The sequence below is a fragment of the Roseivirga sp. 4D4 genome (genome assembly GCF_001747095.1).
In the GTDB taxonomy this organism is placed as follows: Bacteria; Bacteroidota; Bacteroidia; order Cytophagales; family Cyclobacteriaceae; genus Roseivirga.
In genome coordinates, this window is the sequence record NZ_MDGP01000001.1 from 3,083,802 (window position 1) to 3,106,762 (window position 22,961).

At 39.8% G+C, this 22,961-nt stretch carries 21 protein-coding genes; 7 read left to right on the plus strand and 14 right to left on the minus strand.

Annotation, left to right across the window (positions count from 1 at the left end):
* Positions 1-73: 73 nt before the first annotated feature.
* The 14 genes from BFP97_RS13645 to BFP97_RS13710 all read right to left on the minus strand — a co-directional run bounded on the left by BFP97_RS13645 (position 74) and on the right by BFP97_RS13710 (position 15,973).
* A complete protein-coding gene (locus tag BFP97_RS13645) occupies positions 74-862 on the minus strand; it encodes a methionyl-tRNA formyltransferase (RefSeq protein WP_170827471.1) in 789 nt (262 codons plus the stop codon).
* Positions 862-2,757: an asparagine synthase (glutamine-hydrolyzing) gene (gene asnB, locus BFP97_RS13650; RefSeq protein ID WP_069842955.1), complete on the minus strand. Its 1,896-nt coding sequence runs from the start codon at positions 2,755-2,757 to the stop codon at positions 862-864. Before asnB ends, BFP97_RS13645 begins: the two co-directional genes overlap by 1 nt.
* Positions 2,758-2,759: 2 nt before the next feature.
* Entirely contained in the window at positions 2,760-3,719 is a 960-nt protein-coding gene (locus tag BFP97_RS13655; RefSeq protein WP_069842956.1) for a class I SAM-dependent methyltransferase, read from the minus strand.
* Positions 3,716-4,861 (minus strand): DegT/DnrJ/EryC1/StrS family aminotransferase, encoded by a 1,146-nt coding sequence (locus BFP97_RS13660; RefSeq protein ID WP_069842957.1) that lies wholly within the window; start codon positions 4,859-4,861, stop codon positions 3,716-3,718. Before BFP97_RS13660 ends, BFP97_RS13655 begins: the two co-directional genes overlap by 4 nt.
* Entirely contained in the window at positions 4,861-5,844 is a 984-nt protein-coding gene (locus BFP97_RS13665; protein WP_069842958.1) for an NAD-dependent epimerase/dehydratase family protein, read from the minus strand. Before BFP97_RS13665 ends, BFP97_RS13660 begins: the two co-directional genes overlap by 1 nt.
* Positions 5,834-6,937: a hypothetical protein gene (locus tag BFP97_RS13670; RefSeq protein ID WP_069842959.1), complete on the minus strand. Its 1,104-nt coding sequence runs from the start codon at positions 6,935-6,937 to the stop codon at positions 5,834-5,836. The genes BFP97_RS13665 and BFP97_RS13670 overlap by 11 nt, the downstream gene beginning before the upstream one ends.
* 100 nt (positions 6,938-7,037) lie before the next feature.
* Entirely contained in the window at positions 7,038-9,680 is a 2,643-nt protein-coding gene (locus tag BFP97_RS13675; protein WP_170827472.1) for an SLBB domain-containing protein, read from the minus strand.
* 73 nt (positions 9,681-9,753) lie between these two features.
* On the minus strand, positions 9,754-10,248 hold the full coding sequence (locus BFP97_RS13680) for a UpxY family transcription antiterminator (protein WP_069844318.1): 495 nt from the start codon (positions 10,246-10,248) through the stop codon (positions 9,754-9,756).
* Between the two features lies 1 nt (position 10,249).
* Positions 10,250-10,777 carry a winged helix-turn-helix domain-containing protein gene (locus tag BFP97_RS13685; RefSeq protein WP_069842960.1) on the minus strand — a complete coding sequence of 176 codons (528 nt, stop codon included), beginning with the start codon at positions 10,775-10,777 and terminating at the stop codon, positions 10,250-10,252.
* Positions 10,778-10,967: 190 nt separating this feature from the next.
* Positions 10,968-12,098 carry a DegT/DnrJ/EryC1/StrS family aminotransferase gene (locus tag BFP97_RS13690; RefSeq protein ID WP_069842961.1) on the minus strand — a complete coding sequence of 377 codons (1,131 nt, stop codon included), beginning with the start codon at positions 12,096-12,098 and terminating at the stop codon, positions 10,968-10,970.
* 4 nt (positions 12,099-12,102) lie between these two features.
* The gene (locus tag BFP97_RS13695) at positions 12,103-13,068 is read right to left on the minus strand and encodes a Gfo/Idh/MocA family oxidoreductase (protein WP_069842962.1); all 966 of its coding nucleotides are present in this window, start codon (positions 13,066-13,068) and stop codon (positions 12,103-12,105) included.
* 1 nt (position 13,069) lies between these two features.
* Entirely contained in the window at positions 13,070-13,648 is a 579-nt protein-coding gene (locus BFP97_RS13700; protein ID WP_069842963.1) for an acyltransferase, read from the minus strand.
* On the minus strand, positions 13,638-14,696 hold the full coding sequence (locus tag BFP97_RS13705) for an NAD-dependent epimerase (protein WP_069842964.1): 1,059 nt from the start codon (positions 14,694-14,696) through the stop codon (positions 13,638-13,640). Before BFP97_RS13705 ends, BFP97_RS13700 begins: the two co-directional genes overlap by 11 nt.
* The gene (locus BFP97_RS13710) at positions 14,696-15,973 is read right to left on the minus strand and encodes a nucleotide sugar dehydrogenase (protein WP_069842965.1); all 1,278 of its coding nucleotides are present in this window, start codon (positions 15,971-15,973) and stop codon (positions 14,696-14,698) included. The genes BFP97_RS13705 and BFP97_RS13710 overlap by 1 nt, the downstream gene beginning before the upstream one ends.
* An 85-nt stretch (positions 15,974-16,058) precedes the next feature.
* On the opposite strand from BFP97_RS13710, the gene BFP97_RS13715 reads away from it, so the two are divergent.
* The 7 genes from BFP97_RS13715 (at position 16,059) to BFP97_RS13745 (ending at position 22,937) form a co-directional block, all read left to right on the plus strand.
* Entirely contained in the window at positions 16,059-16,724 is a 666-nt protein-coding gene (locus tag BFP97_RS13715; RefSeq protein WP_069842966.1) for a heme exporter protein CcmB, read from the plus strand.
* 67 nt (positions 16,725-16,791) lie between these two features.
* Positions 16,792-17,457 (plus strand): cytochrome c biogenesis protein CcsA, encoded by a 666-nt coding sequence (ccsA, locus tag BFP97_RS13720; protein ID WP_069842967.1) that lies wholly within the window; start codon positions 16,792-16,794, stop codon positions 17,455-17,457.
* Between the two features lies 1 nt (position 17,458).
* Positions 17,459-17,743: a CcmD family protein gene (locus tag BFP97_RS13725; protein WP_221406608.1), complete on the plus strand. Its 285-nt coding sequence runs from the start codon at positions 17,459-17,461 to the stop codon at positions 17,741-17,743.
* A gap of 46 nt (positions 17,744-17,789) precedes the next feature.
* Entirely contained in the window at positions 17,790-18,188 is a 399-nt protein-coding gene (locus BFP97_RS13730; protein WP_069842968.1) for a cytochrome c maturation protein CcmE, read from the plus strand.
* A gap of 41 nt (positions 18,189-18,229) precedes the next feature.
* A complete protein-coding gene (ccsA, locus tag BFP97_RS13735; protein WP_069842969.1) occupies positions 18,230-20,785 on the plus strand; it encodes a cytochrome c biogenesis protein CcsA in 2,556 nt (851 codons plus the stop codon).
* A gap of 58 nt (positions 20,786-20,843) precedes the next feature.
* The gene (locus BFP97_RS13740) at positions 20,844-22,133 is read left to right on the plus strand and encodes an aminotransferase class V-fold PLP-dependent enzyme (RefSeq protein WP_069842970.1); all 1,290 of its coding nucleotides are present in this window, start codon (positions 20,844-20,846) and stop codon (positions 22,131-22,133) included.
* A gap of 18 nt (positions 22,134-22,151) precedes the next feature.
* Positions 22,152-22,937: a Rossmann-like and DUF2520 domain-containing protein gene (locus tag BFP97_RS13745; RefSeq protein ID WP_069842971.1), complete on the plus strand. Its 786-nt coding sequence runs from the start codon at positions 22,152-22,154 to the stop codon at positions 22,935-22,937.
* The last annotated feature ends 24 nt before the right edge of the window (positions 22,938-22,961 follow it).

The window sequence follows — 22,961 nt, forward strand, 5'->3', positions numbered from 1 at the left end:
AGTTAATATTCACTGCTTATGGCTTCTCATGAAATAAATAGCACTGGGCTTGATGCCAAGCTTCTTCAAGAACCTATTTCTTAGGTATGATATGGGCATCCCAAATAATTATCTTCTTACCATCTATCTCAGTCCAGGCACCAGGGTATGGATGAGTTTGAGCTCGAATGAAATTCCTTATTCTATCTGCATCCCAGCTCCAGTCAATTTCACCGTCTGCTGGAGATCGCTGAGGCCATACTTCAATTTTAGAAGTATCCTGAGGGGTGAATTTTAAGTTCTCAATGTCATCAAAAGTTTCCGTCAAAGCATGAATCGAACATTCAGTCGCTTTGCCGTACACTTCCTTAATTGTATCCGTATCTTCAATTGGAAAGGAAACTTGTTGGATAATATCACCATCATCCACTCCTCCGGACAGTTGAAAAAGGCTGACCCCAGCCACCTTTTCACCATTGATCATGGCCCATACTAAAGGAGCCCCCCCCGCATAAGAGGGAAGCAAAGAAGCATGTATACCCCATGCACCCAGGCGGGGTATTTGTCTTACAGATTTGGGTACCATGTAGTACCAACCCATCACCAAAATAACATCCGGTTTCAGGTCTTCAATGATACTGGAGTAATCCTTGAGTTTCATCCCATTCTCAGAATTCACCAGTTTGAAAGGGATATTCAGATCCTCAGCATAGGTGCTGAGGTCAGCAAAATTGGAATTGATAACCTCTTCTTCACTATAAGAGATTTTGAATTTTCTTGGAATCGAAAATATAGCCTGCAACTCACAATTGATGTGTTCTAATAGCGATTTAAGAATAGCCTCGCTGAATGCCGTACAGCCAAGAAAAACAATTTTTACCACTATGAAATTTTATAATTATCTAGAAAGATTCTACACCACCACTCAAAGTTCATGAGAGACCAAATGAGAAGTCTGTGATTTACATGATCTTCAGTGTGTTCTCGGACGATCCTTTTAACATAATCGGGGTTGATGTACATCGAACTTACAGTATTCTGGTTTAATAGTAAGTCCTTAATATATGCTGCATTCTCTCCTCTATACCAACTTTCGTCAGGTGCGGAAAATCCTTGCTTTTTCCTATTGATGATTTTTTCTGGAATGAAATCCTTCATTGCCTGCCTTAAAACATTTTTGCCATCATCAAACTCTCTATACGCAATGGATTTTTTCTTCTCCCGATTTTCATCAAGTTCAGCAATCTCCTTAGTTAAATTTCCCAGTTTGTGTTTTACTGGAATTTTCATGGCAAAATCTACAAGATCATTATCCATGAACGGAAATCTTTCTTCCAAGCCATGGGCCATGGCTAATTTGTCTCCTACGAGGAACAATCCTGGAAGAAAAGTTTTTGCTTCGAAGTAAAGCGAATTATTTATATGTTGTTCGGGAGTTTCATACCCTAAGTCAGTATTGAATTTGAAAACTCGTTCAAAAACCTCTCTTGGTTCCTGCAAATCAATATTTTGTCTTACTTCCGCAGTAAAGATTTGCTCCTTTTGATGATCTGGTACCAATCTTTGCCAAAAGCCATAATATTGATCAAAGAATTCTTGTTGGTTAAGGGCACCAAAAACACGGTAATACCGCCAAGGGTAGCCTCCAAACAACTCGTCACCTCCGGTACCCTGCAAACAGACTTTTACAAATTTTGAAGCCAACCTTGCAATGTAGTAGTTGGGATAAGACATCCCCACTCTCAAGTCCTCCAGGTGATAAACCAGTTTTGGCAATGACCAACGAATGTCACCTGCATTCATGACTTGTTCAAAATGTTCAGTTTTGAAATGATTAGCCATTAATTCTGCATCTCTCCGCTCATCAAAGTTAGCCTCCACACCAGTCACTTCGCTCATATCAAAACCACATGTGAAGGTTGCCAATCTGGCTACATGTTGTGAAGCTACAGAAGTAATTGAACCACTGTCCATTCCTCCAGATAGGTATGAGCCTACCGGTACATCGGAGATCATTTGTCTTGTAACTGCCTGGTGAAAGAGCCTTTCAGTCTCTTCTTTGGCATATTCAAATGACATGCTTTCTTCTGTCTTTGAAAAATCATAGTCCCACCACGAATTGTGTTTTACTCGTTTTTGTTCCCTTCCAATCTTGATCGTATTGGCAGGCGGAATCATATGAACACCTTCAAAAAGTGTTTGAAAGCTGAATAGATTTTGGAATGTAAAATACTCGTTTAACGCTGAGTAATTTAAAGTGGCTTTGTAGCCAGGATGTGCAATGATCGCCTTGATCTCACTGGCAAAAAGCAATATTCCATTGCCTTCATAATAGTATAAAGGTTTGATTCCAAATCGATCCCGGGAAAGATAAAGTTCTTTGTTCACGCTGTCCCAAGCAGCAATGGCGAACATACCATTAAGCTCCTCTATGAAACTGGTACCAAAAGCTGCTAAACCTTCAGTGATTACCTCTGTATCCGTAGCAGTTGTAAATGAATGACCTTTGGCTCGTAATTTTTGCCTAAGCTCAAGGAAATTATAAATACACCCGTTGAATACAACTGTCCATCTTTGATCTTTGGAGGTCATGGGCTGATTCCCATCGGCCGATGTATCCAATATGGCCAGCCTTTTATGTCCCAGTCCAATCTGGCCATCGACATAAATACCATCACCATCCGGACCTCGATGCGCCAAGGCCTGAGACATTCGCTTCACATTATCCGTAAAAACCGATGAACCATCATGCTTTAATATACCAGCAATACCACACATGACTATTTTCCGAATCTACCAGAGAAACAAGCTTCTTCGGAATGGAAGTAGTTAGAAGTCAGACTGTTGTCAGAGATAAGGGTTTCAAATTCTTCTTTGCTGAACCTTTTTGCATTTGAGGGCGAATACCAGTCAAAGTTGGTTGAATCGCAGCTACCCCTGCCCCAATCCGCATGGTAGAAACATTTGACAAAGTTCCAATAGATGAATCTTTGGATATCATATTCTCCACCCTTTATGCCTAACAGAGGAATATCTGGAGCTTCAAACTTTACATCGAGTTCTGACAGTCGCTTTCCCAATTCTGTCAGTTGTTCAGACATTTCCCACAGCTCTTTTGTAGGAATAGAATGAGTAGCTTTCCTGAAATAATCATCCAAAAGCTCACGTGGCAGTGCTTTTTTTGCATAAACATAGCAACCAAACTCTCCGCCAGGTTTTGTAATGCCAGCAAGATGCTGAAATGTACATTCAGGATCTTCAGTATGCATAATTACTTGATCGCAAAGGACAAAATCAATCGAGTTCTCATTAATGCCTGTGTTTGCGATATCTCCTCTGATGAAAAAGCAGTTGTTTATATGCCTGTATCTATTCGAAGCGAATTCGGCAGCCTGCGAAAAGTCCATTCCAATTACAATGCTGTTCGGGGCCAATTCAGCTAGCCACGCTGTTTTGTAACCCAAACCACAACCGGCATCCAGAATTATCTTTTTATCAGCAAGAAAAGCTCTAATTCTATCTTCAGATTCGAATCCGTAGAGAGATAAAAACCAATCTTTCTGAAAGTTTTCAATATCGCTCAGTTCATCCTCACCATCATCGACCTTAGCCCATTTCTCTGAAAAGACTTTGTTGGTTTGTCCCTGATTGTCCTCATTTGATTGAGTTTCGAACGTGATAAAATTCCCTTCAATTTCGAATGGCTCTTTGAATATTCTTAGAATCTCTTCTGTATTCATTTGTCTAAGTATTTTAAGGTCTTAACAACGTACTCATAATCTTCTTTTACCATCCTATTATGAAGTGGTATGGACATAGAATGATTGTTGGCAATCTGGGCACCTGGAAAATCTTCTGGTTTGATATTGTATTTGTCTGCATAGTAATTCAACATATGAACAGCATGTGTTCCAGGCCTGGTAGAAACTCCCATTTCCTGAAGTTTTTCCATGATCTCGTTGCGAGAATATGGGGACTTTTCTTCATCGATCAAGGTTACGAAACTCTGCCACCCATGCTTGAAATCTTGGCTGAATTCTGGAAGTTTTATCCAGGCAATATCTTTAAGCTCCTCTTTATAATATTTGGCCCATTCATCCCTTTCATTGATGAAAGTATCCAGTTTTTTGAGTTGTACTACCCCTACTGCTCCTTGTAAATCGGTCATTCTGTAATTGTAACCGCACACATCGAAATCGGGCAAAATATAGGGGCGAGGACCGTGGTGTCTTTGCTCTTCGGAAATAGACGCACCGTGATTTCTTAAGATTCCAATCTTCTCAGCTAATGCATCGTCATTAGTGGTCAACATCCCGCCCTCGCCTGTTGTTACTGACTTTCTAGGGTGAAAAGAAAAACAGCCCATTTCACCAAGAGCCCCGGCAGGTACATCTTTAAAAGCAGCACCAGCAGCGCAGGCACCATCTTCAATTATAGGGATATCTCCAGCCGCCTCTTTGATGGCATCCATGTCTGCACAAAGGCCAAACAAGTGTACCGCCATGATTGCTTTGGTATTTGGGGTAATTACCTCCTTTAATTTCGAAGGGTCGATGTTAAAGGTAGCCGGATCGATATCACAAAAAATAACTTTTGCTCCTTGATGAAGCACTACGTTGGCAGTAGATACCCAAGTGAATGCTGGTACAATGACTTCATCATCCGGGCCAATATCTAACGCAACCAAAGATAAATGTAAGGCCGTAGTAGCACTGGTTACAGCAAAAGCATGCTTTACCTGATGTCGTTCAGCAAACAACTGTTCAAATTCCCGAACTTTCGGCCCAGAAGTAAGCCAACCAGTCATAAGTGGCTCCTTGACGGCCTGCCATTCTTCTTTTCCTGTAAAAGGCAGGGATATTGGAATATTTCTCTTTTCCATTATTTCTCTTTGTCTAGTCCCGTAGCAATTCTCCAGTCGATTAGTTTTTGAAGGCCTTGCTTCAAATCATATTTAAAATGAAAACCAATTTCATCATGCGCCTTCTCTTTAGAACCGATTCTATTCTGAACCAAAGCCCTAGCATCATCTTCAGAATAAGGTCTGTAGACCACTTCGAGATCAGATTTTTTGAGCTCTAAAATGGTATCACAAAGTTCCTTTATAGATGTTTGTACCTCTGTACCTACATTGTACATTCCGAATTTCTGATCGCTCTTAAGAGCGTCTACATTACATCTTGCAACGTCTTCAACGTAAATAAAATCATAGGCCTGGCTACCGTCTCCATTGATTGTTGGTGGCTCGTTAGCTTCAATTTTGTTGAGCATTATCGGCACTACACCTGTATACGCTGCAGTCTGGTCCTGATGAGGACCATACACATTCATATATCTAAGCCCTATCACTTCCAATCCATATCTGTCATTAAAAGCGGTGGCCATCGCCTCACCTGCAATCTTGCTAGCCCCATAAAAATTCTTATTATTAAATGGATGAGATTCAGTCATCGGAAGTTCTACAGCATCACCGTAAACCGAAGCCGATGAAGACCAAATTAATTTCTTAATACCATTATTAACACAAGCCTCCAGTATATTGAACGTACCCGCTATGTTAACATCAAATGCCGTACGCGGAAAATCCTTGCAATGCAAGAGCCACATGGCTGCAAGACTTATGACATAGTCTTTGTCCTTCATGGCTTCATTTAGAATATCGATTTCTCGTATGTCACCCCCAATTGGAAATAACGTGCACCTTGGGTCATTTAACTGCTCAGTCAGGTATTCCTTCCTACCACGCGCAAAATTGTCATAGACAGTCACCTCAGCTACATCTTCTTTTAGCAATTCTGACACAACGAAACTCCCGATAAATCCCGCTCCTCCGATGACAAGTACTTTCGAATCTTTAAGAATCATATGATTTAAGTTTACTCCAATATATTTTTATGATCGGCTTTAAAACAAGTATAAATATGTACCCCCCAACGATTAGCAAAACAGTGATAAACAAGATTATAAATCGATTTGGTGCGCTTTTGCTTTTTGGTACAGTTGGTGGAGATATTACAGAGATGGCAGGAGTTTCTTTTTGAACAGCAATGCGCTGCTTCTCATATTCGTTCAAAATGTTCTTATAGACATTGTATTTCAAGTCATATTCTTCTCGAATGAACTCAAGCTCCGTTTTAGAAGACTCAGTACTCAAACCTAAGTTTTCATCTTGCCATTTTGCCAACTTCTCCTTCAACCTAACAAATTCTTCATAAGCTTCAGTCCTTAGCGAATCTAAGAACACAAGTTCTTCCCTTTCCTTTTTGGTCACATAAACCTTCAAATCACTCAATAATGCATCTAGGACCGTTTTATTGAGTTCAGCCGTAATTTTTGCCTTATCGGCTATTGTTGATACTGTAACAAAACCGTCTTGTTCATTTAAAGAAACGAAGATTGAAGAATTCAGGGATTTGAGGGCTTTCCTGTCCTCCTTACTCAACTCAATAATAGCCGTTGAATAAGGTTCAACTTTTATGATTTCTGCAGTCTCATCGTCAACTTTTTCTTCTTTGAATAAACTTATTATCTCTCCGGGTATGCTAAAAACAAAAGACTTGGAGCGATTTAGAATATCTGGTTTAGAAATATTAAGGTAATAGTCTTTAAAAGTAACAGTGCTATCAGTGCTAAGACTTGGTATTCTTTGATTTAATACTTTTAATCCAAAAGTAGGGCTCGCTACAACTTTGTTGAAAAGCACTGGAGAAATTCCTCCTTGAGTACCATTCATAGAACCCACATTGATTCCAGCCAAACTTGCTATACCAGATATGTTAGAAGAAACACCTGATTTACTCTCCTGATTTGGTATCAAAATTGATGCTGAAGAAAAGACAGGCTTTTTGATATAGGCAAATGCGATACCCACAAATACTGAAACAATAAGTACTACTGCTAGTTGTTTTTTCTTCTTTATTAGCAAGAATAAAACAGACTCAAAGGAGAATTCTTTCATCTATGGGGTCTGGTTATTATTTAATAATTTAACTAATACAGGCATACAACATTATCAGAGAGTACGAACTAGCACGAAAACAAAGGAAGCCCCTTCATTACTAGTTTGACAGCCTATCAACCACTAATGCTAAGGTTGCCACTGACCCAGCAGCAGCTATTATAGTCTGAAAATTAACTGGCTGTTTCTCTCGTTTTCTACTTACAAAGATTGTCGATCCCGGCTTTATTTTAGGATATTTCTTAAACCACAAAAACCTTCTAACGCCCTTTTTTTCACCATTCGGGTATTGGACATAGCTTCTCCCTCTCTTTGCTGTTTGTAAGAAGCCTCCAGATTGATAAATATAATCTTTAAAAGAATAGGCATCATCAAACCGGATGTTTAATGGAGAAGTAACTTCCCCAGCAATTCTTACGGTCTCGAGCTCTCCTGGAATGGATATGACATCGCCTGGCCTGATTATTAAATCATACTTTGATCCCGGAGCCTCTAGAATCCTATCCAAATCAATCGCCACTGGTTCCTCTTCTTCAATTTTTATATCCCTAATTAAGGAATCCTGTTCAGTTATATCCTCGATTAAATCCTTCTTGAACCGACTTCCAACTTGATCATTATCTGTATTGATGCCTACTTTATTTCCAATTTTATTCAATCTTTCTATGAGTCTTACCTGACTAATATTCTTAAGTTCCGTTTCATCACTAAGTACTTTTTGTCTCAACTCCTGAAGATACTCTTGACTCAGTTGATCGTTAGATTTGCTGTCAGAAAATTCAGTTTTTCTTATTAAAATTGCCCCCTCAGGGTAAGCATATTGGGTTAAACCCTCTGCTCTTATCAGAATGTCTGAAATTCTCTCATCTTTTCTGCTGATAGTATAAAGCCCTGGAGCTACCACTTCCCCTTCAACTGTCACCTGTTGCTGTACCGTATACCCTGGAGACTTTCGAATATAAACCTGATCAAATGGTTGCAAAACAGTCTCTTCTGCACCTGCTCTAAGAGAAAGATCTTCGTCAATTGAAAGCCTTATTATTTCAGCCGTAGTATTTGTACTGCTGTTTTTATTCCGTCTTGAAATCTCAACTAGTGCTCCAGATGCAGACTCCCTTAAACCCTTCGCCAAAACTATCAAGTCCTTGACAGTCATTTGCTTAAAAAAGGGCCAAACTCCTTCTTCTTGCACTTCTCCTGAAATCGAAACTATGAACTCTTCTCTTAAGTCATAAATTGAAGTTATCCTAACAACGTCTTCTCTCAACAGTGGGATATCTGGCTCTGAACCGCTCATTAAAGCCCCTAGATTAAACGGCAAAGTTGATTGGGAAAAATCCTCTCCGGTTCTATAAATAGTAGCTCTTGTTCTATATGCATCACCTCTCAGACCATCAGCCTTTTCAATCAACTGCTTAACAGTTAATCCATTAGTAAGCTGGTACTCTCCTTCTCTCAGAACTGCTCCATTAATAATAACTCGATTAGAAAACCTATCTAAGATTCTACTGACCTCAAACAAGTCTCCGTCATTCGGGATAAAGCTTTCGAATTCTTCGGAATCGACATCTATAATCTCCCTTTCCCGAACCCCATTTCTCTTTACAGTCACCCTAGATTTAAATGCTGCATTGTTGAAACCTCCAGCATACCCCAGAAGGTCTTCAAACCTTTCCTCCGGTTTAAGCTCAAACAAACCAGGCCTTCTTACCTCTCCGTCCAATTCAACCTGAGTTTTTAATGGACGAACAATGATTACATCCCCATTTTTCAATGTCATATCACCTGACCTTATACCATCCGTTAGGAATGAATAAATGTCGATAGAAGCAATCAACTTGTTATTTCTTACTAATCTGACATCTCGAAAAGTGCCTGTCTCAGTAGGACCACCAGCAGCATGCAGAGCTGTATAAACAGTTGCCAAAGACGGAAGGGCGTAAAGACTAGGCCTGGCCACCTCACCAACCACATTAACACTAATAGTGCGTATCTTACCCAAGCTCACCTGATAAAAGATCTTAGGTGGCTGATTATTAATGGATTTCAATCCACTGTTAATTTCACTCAAGCGAGCAATTATTTTATCTGTGGCCTTCTCAATAGTGAGCCCATTTACATAAATGGGGCTTAGATTTTCGGGTCTAATAGTACCTTCGGGTGAGACCTCAAATTCCGAATATTGCTGAGTTGCCCCCCAAAGATCAACCACAATAACATCTTGAGGACCAAGTACATAACCTTTAGGTGTAGGCAAATTTAAATTTGGGGCAAAGGTCAAACTCTTCTTCTGAAATAAGTCGAAACCAAAAATTCTTTTTTGCTCTTCAGTCAATTCAAGAGGTTCTTCTCCTACAAGGGACCCAAAAACATCTTGTTGAGACACCAGCTGAGTTGTTCTACCACTATTACCGTTAGTCCTCGAAGCAGGGTTGTTGAATGCTGTCCGTCCTCTAAGGCTTTCGAACCTTCTTCTTAACTTGGTAAGTTCCGATTCTGAAACCCCTTGTTGTCTCGCTAGAGCTTCCAACTGAGACTGTGTCAAACCTCTTTCTTCTGCTTGTCTGATATATCCGAGTATCTGTTCATCGGTCAAATCATCGACACTCACCGATTTTAAGTTGAGCCCATTCAGAGCCTGAGCTTGAACAGGCAAACTCTCTATTGAGACAAAGAAGAGTCCAATAAGTGCGAGAGTTCTCAGTAGAGAGTAGAGATTAATAGGTCTTTGGAGTTCTCTCATATTAAAGTTGAGCGATAGCATATTCAATAAACTGGGCAAATATAGGTGTTTAAAATATTTAACCGACAGATGATTAGCCTACCTTTTTTAAATGGGCGAGACCAATTTCAGCTTGTACCTCAATTCCGAGACTTACAATTGTCAAGTAAGCCTTAGAACCCTGAATACGTCTTACTAAGCCACTTTGCCCAGATAGTGGTCCTGATGAGATTTCAACCTTACTACCTGATTCATAATTTCCATATTGAGCCTCTGCCATAGGAAAGTCTTCAAGGAAGGAGCGAATCGCATGAATTTCTTGGTCTCTTATTACTGCAGGTTTTCCAAGCCAAAACACATTGGAAACTACTCCTTGGTCATTCAAGATTTCATTCCTTGATTGCTCATCTACTTTGGCGAAGATATAAGAAGTAAAAACAGGTTCAGAAATTTTCTTCTTTCGATCAGACCATTGTTTAACAATAGTCCGTGTTGGACAATAAACGTCATAGCCCTTTTCAATTAGCCGTTCTGAGGTTTTCTTTTCGCTTCTTGGTTTGGTATAAAAAGCCGTCCAAAAGGTATTCATCTCATTGTTCATTCCAGAGTAGCAGTGTTTTTTCGTTTTCTAAGTATAATGACTCAGCTTCGTCTTGAGAATAAATCAAATACTGTATTTTCTTGGGTATAAGCTCTTCTACCTTTCCAATCAACTCTAAAAGGTACGTTCTATCAGGATTACCGACCAAAATGAGGCTAACAATATCCGAATGTCTGCCCATAGCAAGGTCTCCTGTCAAATAAACCTTATTAAGATCACCAAGTTCTTCTATGACTTGATCAATGACGTCCTGAAGTCCAGTATACTTGAGTAATATTTTCCTAATCTCACCGAACAGGGGATAGTAACTATTAGCGCAATAGACTTTTTTATTGCCTTCATGCTCTGAAGAAAGCATACCCGCATCTTCAAACCTATTAAGTTCCAATCTAACAGAATTAGTGCTTTCTCCAAATTCATCCGCCAATCCTCTCAAATAAGCTTTTGAGTCAGGATTAAGAAACAATCTGAGTAATAGCTTAATACGAGTCTTTGATGAAATTAACGTCTCTAACATACCTTCATACTTAGATAAGTAACCTAGATATAGCTTCGCCCGGTCAGTCACAAAATACGGACTTAGCACAACGAGTAACAAAATTACTCGTTATTTATTAACTGCAAATTAATGTTGGAAAAAGTTCAATGGGAATATTCCGAAAACACCTCTATTTAGGCTTTCCTAATAAAACGTCAAGAGATCTCCGTTAGGATATGAACTCTAATACAGAGTCGATGATTAATCCTTGTTGTTCCGTCTCCATCTCAGTATGAATAGGGAACGAGATTACCCTTGAACACAAGTCCTCAGTGGTTGGAAAATCACCTAATTTATATCCATAATAAGAATATGCCTTCTGCAAGTGATTCGGAACTGGGTAGTAAATCATAGAAGGAATACCCCTCTCCTTCAGAAATTCATTCAGTCCATCTCTGTCTAAGCCTTTATCCAGCTTCACTGTATATTGATGAAAGACATGACTAGAAAAGGCAGACCTAAAAGGGGGGGCTATGACTTGTGTATCACCAAAGGCCTCATCATAGCTGATTGCAACAGTTCTTCGAGCTTCATTGAATTTATCAAGGTGTTTTAGCTTAACCTTCAGTACGGCAGCTTGCAGAGAGTCGAGTCTAGAATTGACGCCCACTGAGTCATGATAGTATCGTTTGGATTGTCCATGATTCACAATCATTCTGATTCTACCTGCCAACTCATCTTGATTTGTGAAGATGGCACCACCATCCCCATAACAACCCAAGTTTTTTGATGGAAAGAAAGAGGTAGCTCCAGCATCACCCATAGTTCCTGCCTTTACTTTTTTCCCATCTGAAAAAGTATAGTCTGCTCCTATTGCTTGTGCTGTATCTTCAAAAACCCTAAGATCATAGGTCTTGGCGACTTTCATCAGCCTTTCCATATCTGCACATTGACCATAAAGGTGGACTGGTACTATAGCTACCGAATTTTCAGTGATTTTAGATTCCATGTCCTCAATATTTATGTTAAACGAGTCTGGGTAGACTTCAACAAAGATTGGCTTAAGACCCAAAAGTGCTATGACTTCAACAGTAGCGACATACGTATATGACGGAACCAAAACCTCTGACCCTTTAGGAAAACCATAAGCCATCATAATTACCTGGAGTGCATCTGTACCATTAGCACAGGGAATAACGTGTTTAACCCCTAAATACGATTCTAGATCTAACTGAAACTCCTTGACGACAGGTCCATTAATGAAAGTCGCTGATTCTAGAACACGATCAAACTCAATTTTTATTTCATCCTTAACAACCTGATACTGACTTATCAGGTCAACCATTTGAATTTTCTTCATCTTGTTAGGTTTTGGTGAACGGGTGCACAGCCAAAGGTTTTCGTGCAAAAGGATGATAATCACCCACTAAGCCTTGAGTCTTGCTGTGTCTGATTGTATGGACAATCTCAATTGCTTTTCTGGCTTGATCTAACCCAAAGCCATTTCCTTTAATTATCTCCGAATATGAAGCAGTATGCAAGTCTGTAAAACCTCCACTAAACTCGATTTCTTCTCCCTCAATCTTAACAGACCTATAGGTCCTTTGGCCTTTATCCCTAACCTCCTTAGGAAGCAAATCTTCGTTAATGGATAAAAACCATCTGACTCGAGCTCTACCAAACTCTAAATACCCAGCAGCCCTGTCATGCTCATGTATGTGAATTATATTTTTCTGAATATCACCAAAAAGCCATCCCAGCATATCAAAAAAATGAACTCCAATATTAGTCGCTATCCCACCAGATTTATCCAAATCACCTTTCCAAGAAGTGTAATACCAATGACCACGCGAAGTCAAATAGGTCAAATCAATATCATAAACCTTTTCCTTAGGGCTATTCTCAACTTTTTTCTTTAACTCAATTATACTTGGGTGAACCCTTAATTGCAGTATATTCCAAACTCTATGACCAGTTTCCTTTTCAATACTTTGTAGTGCGTCAATATTCCATGGATTTAGCACAAGAGGTTTTTCACATATGGCATCTGAACCAACTCTTAAACCAAACCTTATGTGTGCATCATGCAAGTAGTTGGGTGTACAAATAGAGGTATAATCAATACAAACTCCTCTATTTTTAAGTTTTTCCACATGCCGGTCAAATCTTTCGAATTCAACAAAAAAGTCCGCATTTGGAAAAAAAGAATCGATAACCCCCACATTGTCAAACTTGTCAACAGCCGCTAACAGAGAATTACCAGTATCTTTAATTGCTTTCAAGTGTCTTGGAGCAATATAACCTGCAACACCAATCAATGAGAAGTTCATTTTATATCTTTCTTACTTTATTTTTTAATAAAACATATTCTTCACCAGATTCGGGGCAAATGGATTTACCATTATCATCAAACTCCAATCTATGTCCGAACTCGCTTATCCAACCGATTTGTTTTGCTGGATTTCCTACAAAAAGAGCATAGGCCGGTACATCAGTAGTAACTACCGCACCAGCACCAATAAATGCAAATACTCCAATTTCATTACCACAAACAATTGTAGAGTTAGCTCCAATGGAAGCACCCTTTCGTACAACAGTTTCTAAATATTCTTTTTTTCTATTAACTGCACTCCTTGGATTGATAACATTAGTAAATACCATAGAAGGGCCAAGAAAAACGTCATCTTCGCATTTTACACCAGAATAGATACTGACGTTATTCTGAACTTTAACATTAGTTCCTAGAGTTACTCTCGGGCTTACTACAACGTTCTGACCAATATTACAACCTTCTCCCAAGATACATCCTGACATTATATGGCTAAAGTGCCAAATTTTAGTTCCGGCACCAATAACGGAACCCTCATCTATATACGAGCTTTCATGAACAAAATAAGCCTTATCTGACATTATAAAATTCTTTATACCAATCTATGAAATTTGTCACTCCAGTTTCAAGCGGTGTATTGGGTTTATAACCTAGGTTTTCTATCAGGCTTTGTACATCAGCATAGGTAGCACTAACGTCTCCAGCCTGCATAGGCATAAAATTTTTCTGAGCAATCTTATCTAAACATTTCTCAATTATAGATATGAAATCCATAAGCTTCACCGGAGCATTATTGCCAATGTTATAAACCGTGTAAGGTGCGATGGAAGTTGACGGGTCTGGATTCTTACCTGTCCAATTTGCATTACCTTGAGGCGGGTTATCATTCACCCGCGTTATGCCCTCTACAATGTCATCAACGTATGTAAAGTCTCGAGACATATTTCCGTTATTAAAAATGTTTATAGGCTCGTTATCAAGAATTGCCTTGGTAAACAGAAATAGAGCCATATCTGGCCTTCCCCACGGACCATAGACTGTAAAAAAACGAAGGCCAGTCGTTGGCAATCCAAAAAGATGACTATAAGTGTGCGCCATCAATTCATTGCTCTTCTTACTGGCAGCATACAGGCTGATTGGGTGATCAACGTTATGTTGTACTGAGAAAGGTCGAGTTTCGTTTAGACCATAAACGGAAGAACTACTGGCATAGGACAGGTGCTTTACTCCATGATGTCTACAAGCCTCCAAAATGTTCATAAAACCAATGATATTACTATCGATGTATGCCCTTGGATTCTCCAGGCTATACCTAACTCCAGCCTGTGCAGCCAGATTGATTACTGTGTCAAATTTCTCTTTTTTAAATAAAGAGGTAAGGTTTTGCGAATCTTCAAGTTGTAATTGAACAAACTTGTAGTTAGGGTACTTTGTACTTTGTACCAAGGTATTATATTCAATAGCGTCCTTCTTTATTCCAGTCTCTCCTAGGCGACCATACTTGACTCTTAAGTCATAATAATCGTTAATACTGTCAAGACCGAATACCTGATCGCCTCTATTCAATAGTTTCCGTGCAAGATGAAACCCTATAAACCCGGCCGTTCCGGTGATTAAAACTTTTGCCATTATAGTCTCGCTGTAATTTGGTCTTTTGGAAAAAACGATTTGACATCAAATATTACAATGTCAGGATTTACTTTATCAAGTACACCAGATCTAAATTCTTCATGAGCCACTGCCAACACCACACCATCATAATTCGAGTAGTTGGGCTCTGAAACGAGTTCAATTCCGTATTCCTGCTGAACCTCAACTGTATCTGCCCACGGGTCATGAACATCTACATCAACTTCAAATTCCTCTAGTTCTAGAATAATATCAATCACCCTAGAGTTTCTTATATCTGGACAGTTCTCCTTAAAAGTTATTCCTAAAACGAGAACTTTAGATTGATTGATAACCTTACCTGATTTCATCAGAAGTTTCACTACTTGACTACCAACATAAGGGCCAATTGAATTATTTAACCTCCTGCCAGCCAGCAACATCTGTGGATAATAACCAACTTTTTTTGCCTTTTGCGCAAGATAATACGGATCTACACCTATACAATGACCTCCAACTAGTCCTGGTCTGAATGGCAGAAAGTTCCACTTAGTCCCCGCTGCCTCCAGAACATCTACAGTATCAATCTCCATCTTGTTAAAGATCATTGCCAGCTCATTAACAAAAGCAATGTTAATATCCCTTTGAGAGTTCTCGATAACCTTTGCCGCCTCTGCAACCCTAATACTTGCTGCTTTATAAGTCCCCGCAGTAATCACGTTTTTATAAAGTTGATCCACTCTCTCTGCTATTTCGGGAGTCGAACCAGAAGTGACTTTCAAAATCTTGGTTACTGTGTGCTCTTTGTCTCCTGGGTTAATTCTTTCTGGTGAGTACCCACAATAAAAATCAATGTTGAACTTGAGTCCCGATATTTTCTCCAATATGGGAACGCAATCTTCTTCTGTTGCCCCAGGATATACTGTAGATTCGTAAATTACAATATCTCCAGCTTTTAGTACCTCCCCAATAGTTTGAGATGCTCTAATCAATGGTGTGAGATCAGGATTGTGATCCTCATCTATAGGAGTAGGAACCGTGATGATGTAAATGTTACATCCTTTAATATCATTCAGGTCACTAGAATTGAAAAGGCCTTCTTCTGAATCCTTGCCTTTTAAAACTGATTTTAGTAATTCATCTTCCACCTCTAGTGTATGATCATGTCCACTATTAAGTTCTTTGATCCGTGGCTCATTAATGTCAAAACCTATTACCTTATATTTTTCTGCAAAAGCCACAGCTAGCGGCAAACCCACATAGCCTAAGCCAATAATCGCGATCTTATCAGAATTCATTTGTTTCTAAAAATTTCCGCTAAAGTAATAGAATGGAAATTGGCTAAAAACTTTCTCAGCCTGAATGTTAACTTTGAAGTAGAAAATGGGCCAAAGCATAATCACATTAATCAAAAAAGAATTTCTCTCAGAATGGCGTCAGCGCTATGCACTGAATGGTATAATTCTTTATTTGGCTTCCACCATTTTTGTGGTTTATATGAGCTTTAAATTAAAAGCAGGAGCAATTGATGAACCAACATGGAATGCTTTGTTTTGGATTATTATTCTCTTTACTGCCACCAATGCTGTTGCCAAAAGCTTTATCCAAGAATCTTCTGGACGACTTCTTTATTATTATTCACTGGCCAAAGCGGAAGCGTTTATAGTCTCAAAGACGATTTATTACTCAATTCTGATGATCGCAATGGCGATGATCGGATTATTATTCTATACTCTTTTCATGGGAAGCATGGTAAATGATTTACCAATGTTCCTTTTGGTCATATGCCTTGGGTCCATAGGGCTGGCATCGGCCCTGACAATGGTATCAGGAATAGCCTCTAAAGCGCCAAACAGTAGTTCATTAATGGCTATTCTAAGTTTTCCGGTATTAATACCCCTATTACTTATTATTATTAAAACCTCTAAATCGGCAATGGATGGGCTAGACAGAGGTGTATATCTTGATGATATGCTCATGCTTCTTGCCATTAATGCCATTATCATAGCGGTTTCTTATTTGCTATTCCCTTATCTTTGGCGCAGCTAATTGTCAACAGGTTGGGTATTGTATATCAAAACTCGTTGTTCAAAAGAACAGACCATAAAGTCCATGTATGAAAAAAGTCTGGTGGAAAGTACTAGCCGTTATATTAATCTTATACACAATTGTTAGTGGACTCTTACTTGATGTCCCAAGATTGGCAATTCTAAACGAGACTATTCGTAACCTTCATTTCCACGTGCCCATGTGGTTTGGTATGATCATCATGTTGACAGGATCTGTTGTTTATTCAATCAAGTACCTCCGAACTGGTAAACTAGATTTCGATTTGAAGTCTGTAGAGTTAGCCAAAGCCGGCATACTCTTCTGCATTCTAGGCTTGTTGACGGGTATGCTCTGGGCCAAGTTCACCTGGTCTGAATGGTGGAGTGGAGACCCGAAACAGAACGCAGCGGCTATTTGTCTATTGATATACCTAGCCTACTTAGTACTACGAAACTCTCTCCAAGATGAGCAACAAAGAGCTCGAATCAGTAGCGTTTATAGCATTTTCGCCTATGCCGCTATGATACCTCTGCTCTTTATTCTGCCAAGAATGGCTGAGAGTTCATTGCATCCAGGAAATGGTGGAAACCCAGCCCTTAACTTCTTCGACTCTGATGACAAATTGAAGATGGTTCTTTATCCTGCAGTAATTGGTTGGACGTTGATGGGAGTTTGGTTAGCTGAACTCAGGGTTAGATATAAAAGAATTGAAAAAGCACTAGAAGAAAATTGAGATGAAGAAAATTGTTTTTGCCCTGATGTTATTACTATGTGCACCTGTTTTTTCACAAGTGGATTTGGACAAAGTTAAAGCTGGTGAGAAACACGAAATCACTCAGAATGACTACGAAAATAAGAGTGTCGACATGGCGGATAGAATGCGCGAGAATGGCAAAATCTATGTAGTCGTTGGGGTGATTATTATCATCTTTTTGGGCATAACCTTCTATGCCGTAAGAATAGACCGAAAACTGTCTAAAATGGAAGATGAGGTTTTTGGTGAAAAGGTTAATTCTTAGCCGTTTGTGTCTTACTTTTGGCCTTGAAAACTAAAAAGAGGAGATTATGAAAAAATCAAGTCTAATAGGTATTGTTGTCATTGCTATAGCCATAGCTGTTATTATCTCCACCTCTAGTAGTGCAAGCTCCTATGTAACCTTCGAAGAGGCTTATTCAATGTCGGAAACTGGTAACACAGGTTCGATTCATGTTGTCGGAGAATTAAAGAAAAACAGTGCAGGCCAAATTGTCGGAGTTCAGCCAAGTGCCGACCGACTATCTGTAGAGTTTGTACTCGTTGACGAGAACAACAAGGAGCAGACGGTTTTCTTAAACAGCCCAATGCCATCAGACCTTTTAAACTCCGAAAAAGTAGTTGTTATCGGAGGATATAAGAATGATCGCTTTATGGCAGACAAGGTCCTTTTGAAATGTCCTTCAAAGTACGAGGAGACTACTCTTTAGTATAATCATCAAGATTACTACCCCTAACCAAATCCATAAGCATGGAGACCCAAACTATAAACCTCGGCATAGGCAACGCAGGACACATATTTGTAATCATCTCTTTTGTTGCTTCAATTCTGGCCACCTTCGCTTATGGTAAAGCAGCCCTCAATAATGAAATAGGAAAAGACTCCTGGGTTAGCTTTGGGAGAAAGATTTTTATTGCGCATGGTGTGGCTGTAATAGCCGCGGCCGTCACGCTCTTTTTGATTATCTATAATCACAATTTTGAATACCATTACGCCTGGAGTCACTCATCTGTAAATCTGGCTGTTCATTATATGATTGCTTGTTTCTGGGAAGGCCAAGAAGGAAGCTTTCTTATTTGGACACTCTGGAATGCACTTTTAGGCTTTGTACTTATTGGAACCAATAAGAAATGGGAAGCCCCTGTCATGACAGTGTTCGCCTTAGTTCAGGTGTTCCTAACTTCGATGATCTTGGGAATCGTTATAGGAGATTTCAAATTGGGAAGCTCTCCTTTCATACTACTCAGAGATGTATTGAGCGATGCGAGGTTTTTAATCAATCCGAATTTCGTTCCTGAAGATGGCACAGGGCTCAATCCATTGCTCCAGAACTATTGGATGGTGATACATCCACCAATGACCTTTCTAGGTTTTGCATTAACATTGGTACCCTTCTCATTCTGTATTGCAGGTCTTTGGCGAAAGGATTTTACAGATTGGATAAGGCCGGCACTACCCTGGACAATCTTCGGTGGGGTAATTCTAGGAACCGCGATTATCATGGGAGGTTACTGGGCCTATGAAACACTAAACTTCGGGGGCTATTGGAACTGGGATCCGGTGGAGAATGCGGTTTATGTACCATGGTTGATACTCATTGCGAGTATGCACACCATGATTGTATTTAAGAAAAGTGAGACCGCCTTGAAGACATCGATTGTCTTGGTAATCTCTACTTTCTTATTGATTCTTTATGCCACCTTTTTAACCAGAAGTGGAATCTTGGGTAATGCCTCCGTGCACTCCTTTACTGACCTTGGACTTTCCGGACAGTTATTAGTGTATCTATTTGTATTCGTGATTGGTGCTATTGTTTTAGCAGCTGTCAGATGGAAACATATTCCAACTTCGGAAAAAGAAGCTTCAACATACTCAAGAGAGTTCTGGATCTTCATTGGTGCATTAACGCTCTGCTTGATGGCATTTCAGGTGATTGTACCTACCTCCTTTCCTGTTTTCAATAAGATTGTTGAGGCTTTTGGAGGCTTGTCCACTTTAGCACCACCTGCTGATCAAATCCAGTTCTACTCTCAATGGCAACTCTGGTTTGCAATCGCGATTGCCATCTTATCCGGAACTGGGCAGTTTTTCTTCTGGCAGAAGATGGACAAGGCCAAACTCAAATCAGCTTTGGCGCTTCCGGTAATCATATCCCTGATACTTTCTGCTTTAATATTCACATCTGCTAAAATCTATGATCCCGTATACATTGTAATACTAGTCGCAGGTATCTACTCCATTGTTTCTAACAGTAAGATTTTCCTGAGTCTTATTAAATCACGTAGTTATAAATTAACTGGCGGGTCTGTAGCCCACATTGGTATTGCTATGATGCTGATAGGCATTATGTTCTCCGAAGGGTATTCGAGAGTGCTATCAAAGAACTTGACCAGAAGGATTAGCAACGATTTGACAGAGGAGCAAAATAATAATATGGTCATTCTGTTTTTGAATGATCCAAAGCCTGTGGCCGGTTATCAATTACTTTATAAAAGCGAAGGGCTGAGCGCTAGAGGAATACCTGGCTATATTAAAAAATCACTTTTGGCAGAAACAAATGATCCTCATTACAAAGTAGCCATCCAACCCATAATTCAAGAGGGTATTAAGTATGCAGCTCTTGGTGATACACTCTATTTTAGGACCCCAGAGAACACATACCACGAGGTAGAGTACACCCATCTCACATCAGGAAAACAATTCACGCTTTACCCTAGGACTCAGAAAAACGAAAACATGGGTCAAACCATCGTTTCGCCCGATATCAAGAAGCAATGGAATAGAGATATCTATACCTATGTGGCGTTGAGTAATGATTTTGAGGATGAGTTCACCCAATGGAGCGAGAAAGAAATTGTCAAAGTAGATTCTATTGGTCAGAGGTTCTTTATCAATGATTATGTAGCGATTTATGATGGCTTTGAGAGGATTCCAAGTGTGACATTTGCAGACTTAAGCCCCAAAGATGTAGCCGTTAGAGCTGATATTACCGTCTTTGCTGAGGGTGGAAACAATTATAAGCTCCAGCCATTGTATGTCATTCAGAATGGCTTTTTGAGAAGACCGACACTTATGAATCAGGAAATTGCTTCCAGAATCATTTTCGAAAGCATTAACCCAGAAGATGGCTCAGTAGAATTCAGCATTCAGACGGCCCAAAAAGACTACATCATTATTCAATCTTTAGAAAAGCCACAGATCAATATACTTTGGATTGGAACGGTGGTCATGATCATAGGATTTATCATAGCCACTAGAAGACGCTATGTAGAGTTTGCCAAAATGCGCGACAAGGGCTTCGCATAATAGCCATTTCTGTTCTACCCTAATTTGACTAATTTGAGTTGAAGACAATTCGACTCCAATGAACAATCGTAGATCTTTTATCCGAAAGACCTTTCTGACAGCAGGAACGCTTTCTATCGGTTCTCTCTTTCAGAAATCAATAGCTGCAGATATCGCAGATGCCTTCCGTGAATTAAGGATTATGACACCAGAAGCTGCCGCTCAAGACGAAGAGCTCTGGTCAAGAATACAACAAGCCTATACTGCATCTAATCAAATCATCAACCTGAATAATGGTGGCGTAAGTCCACAGCCGAAAGTAGTCCAAGATGCGGCCAATCGGTACTACACTTATGCCAATGAAGCTCCCTCCTATTATATGTGGAGGATTCTGGATCAGGGTCGAGAACCACTGAGGACTAAATTAGCCACCTTAGCTGGTGTGAGCCAAGAGGAGTTGGCCATCAATCGTAACACCACTGAAGCGATTAACACCGTAATCTTCGGTCTTAATTTGAAAGCAGGCGATGAGGTGGTCCTGACCAAGTATGACTACCCTAATATGATCAATGCCTGGAAGCAGCGAGAAAAACGGGACGGAATTGTCCTTAGGTGGTTAGACTTTGATATTCCGATGGAAAGTGACGATGAAGTTATTGAGAAGTTCAAAGAAGCAATCACTACGAGAACTAAAGTTTTTCATATAACACATATGATCAACTGGACGGGCCATATTATGCCGGCTAAAGCGCTATGTGCGCTTGCCAAAGCCAACAATATCTATTCAATAGTAGATGGTGCCCATACTTTCGCACATTTAGACTTCAAAATCTCTGATTTAGGTTGTGACTTTTTTGGCACCAGTCTTCACAAATGGCTATGTGCCCCTTTTGGCACAGGTTTGCTCTACATTAGGAAGGAAAGAATCAAGGATGTTTGGCCTCTACTGGCTTCGCCCGAAAATCAAATCGATAATATCCGGAAGTTTGAAAATATTGGAACCCGTTCTTTCGCTATAGAGCAGGCTATTGGCTCAGCCATTGACTTTCACAATGCCATAGGAGCAGCGAGAAAAGCAGCACGCTTAAAGTATTTAAAGCAGTTCTGGATCGATCAAGTCAAAGACATTGATAAAGTAAAATTCTATACCAGTACAAAACCCAGCCTCAGTGGAGCTCTCTTTAACTTTGGTATAGAAGGGATGGATGCCGGACCAGTACATAATGCATTATTCCGCACGCATAAGATTCATACAAGCCCTATTAAATGGGAGAAGGTAAACGGTCCAAGAATCACTCCCCATGTTTATACCAAGAAATATGACATGGAAAGATTGGTTGAGGCCATAGATGCAGTTGCCTTAAAATAATTCATAGATTAGCGAGCAATGAAAAGCCAAAGAATTGGAATTCTTGGAACTGGGAACGTAGCATGGCAATTAGCCAGAACCTTGGAAAATGGTGGCCACGTGATCCGTCATATCTATGATCGTGACATTACCAAGGCAGAAAAGTTTGCTATGGACTATTTTAACGCATCTACTGGGGATTCATTGGATCTGTCAGGTGTTGATGCCAATCTATTTTTGATGGCCATTTCAGACGATAGCATTGAGGAAGTGGCTCAGCAGTTAAAACTGCCTCAAAATGCTACCCTTGTTCACACATCTGGAACAATACCTTTAAATGCTTTAGGCTATGCTCAAACCCACAACATTGGTGTTTTTTATCCACTTCAAACTTTCAGCAAAGGCAAAAGCACGGACCTTACTGATATTCCAATATGTATCGAGGGAGAATCACAAGAGACTATCGAACTTCTTAGAGCAATCGGAAACAGCATAAGCCACTCCGTTCATGTACTCAATAGCAATCAGCGAAAGGTCATTCACCTATCGGCCGTCTTTGCCTGCAACTTCACCAACCATATGTTTACCATATCAAAGGGTATTTTAGATTCCAACGATCTTGACTTTGACTTGCTCAAGCCCTTGATTGCAGAAACATTGAATAAATCCTTCGACATTGGGCCGGATAATGCGCAAACAGGGCCGGCTATTAGAGGTGATATGGAAACTTTAGACAAACAGTTTGAATCCCTATCTAATGATCCTAATGTGGCCGAAATTTATCGTATGATTTCGCAGAATATTATCGATTACTATCAAGAATAGAACAATTCTCTCTTCTCTCGGTTT

Coding starts and splice junctions, on each gene's coding strand:
- BFP97_RS13700 (WP_069842963.1), bottom strand. CDS start 13,648: ATGTCAGATAAGGCTTATTTTGTTCATGAAAGCTCGTATATAGATGAG.
- BFP97_RS13730 (WP_069842968.1), top strand. CDS start 17,790: ATGAAAAAATCAAGTCTAATAGGTATTGTTGTCATTGCTATAGCCATA.
- BFP97_RS13685 (WP_069842960.1), bottom strand. CDS start 10,777: ATGTTAGAGACGTTAATTTCATCAAAGACTCGTATTAAGCTATTACTC.
- ccsA (WP_069842967.1), top strand. CDS start 16,792: ATGAAAAAAGTCTGGTGGAAAGTACTAGCCGTTATATTAATCTTATAC.
- BFP97_RS13665 (WP_069842958.1), bottom strand. CDS start 5,844: ATGATTCTTAAAGATTCGAAAGTACTTGTCATCGGAGGAGCGGGATTT.
- BFP97_RS13710 (WP_069842965.1), bottom strand. CDS start 15,973: ATGAATTCTGATAAGATCGCGATTATTGGCTTAGGCTATGTGGGTTTG.
- BFP97_RS13655 (WP_069842956.1), bottom strand. CDS start 3,719: ATGAATACAGAAGAGATTCTAAGAATATTCAAAGAGCCATTCGAAATT.
- BFP97_RS13660 (WP_069842957.1), bottom strand. CDS start 4,861: ATGGAAAAGAGAAATATTCCAATATCCCTGCCTTTTACAGGAAAAGAA.
- BFP97_RS13705 (WP_069842964.1), bottom strand. CDS start 14,696: ATGGCAAAAGTTTTAATCACCGGAACGGCCGGGTTTATAGGGTTTCAT.
- BFP97_RS13690 (WP_069842961.1), bottom strand. CDS start 12,098: ATGAAGAAAATTCAAATGGTTGACCTGATAAGTCAGTATCAGGTTGTT.
- ccsA (WP_069842969.1), top strand. CDS start 18,230: ATGGAGACCCAAACTATAAACCTCGGCATAGGCAACGCAGGACACATA.
- BFP97_RS13670 (WP_069842959.1), bottom strand. CDS start 6,937: ATGAAAGAATTCTCCTTTGAGTCTGTTTTATTCTTGCTAATAAAGAAG.
- asnB (WP_069842955.1), bottom strand. CDS start 2,757: ATGTGTGGTATTGCTGGTATATTAAAGCATGATGGTTCATCGGTTTTT.
- BFP97_RS13695 (WP_069842962.1), bottom strand. CDS start 13,068: ATGAACTTCTCATTGATTGGTGTTGCAGGTTATATTGCTCCAAGACAC.
- BFP97_RS13740 (WP_069842970.1), top strand. CDS start 20,844: ATGAACAATCGTAGATCTTTTATCCGAAAGACCTTTCTGACAGCAGGA.
- BFP97_RS13745 (WP_069842971.1), top strand. CDS start 22,152: ATGAAAAGCCAAAGAATTGGAATTCTTGGAACTGGGAACGTAGCATGG.
- BFP97_RS13680 (WP_069844318.1), bottom strand. CDS start 10,248: ATGAATACCTTTTGGACGGCTTTTTATACCAAACCAAGAAGCGAAAAG.
- BFP97_RS13675 (WP_170827472.1), bottom strand. CDS start 9,680: ATGAGAGAACTCCAAAGACCTATTAATCTCTACTCTCTACTGAGAACT.
- BFP97_RS13715 (WP_069842966.1), top strand. CDS start 16,059: ATGGGCCAAAGCATAATCACATTAATCAAAAAAGAATTTCTCTCAGAA.
- BFP97_RS13725 (WP_221406608.1), top strand. CDS start 17,459: ATGAAGAAAATTGTTTTTGCCCTGATGTTATTACTATGTGCACCTGTT.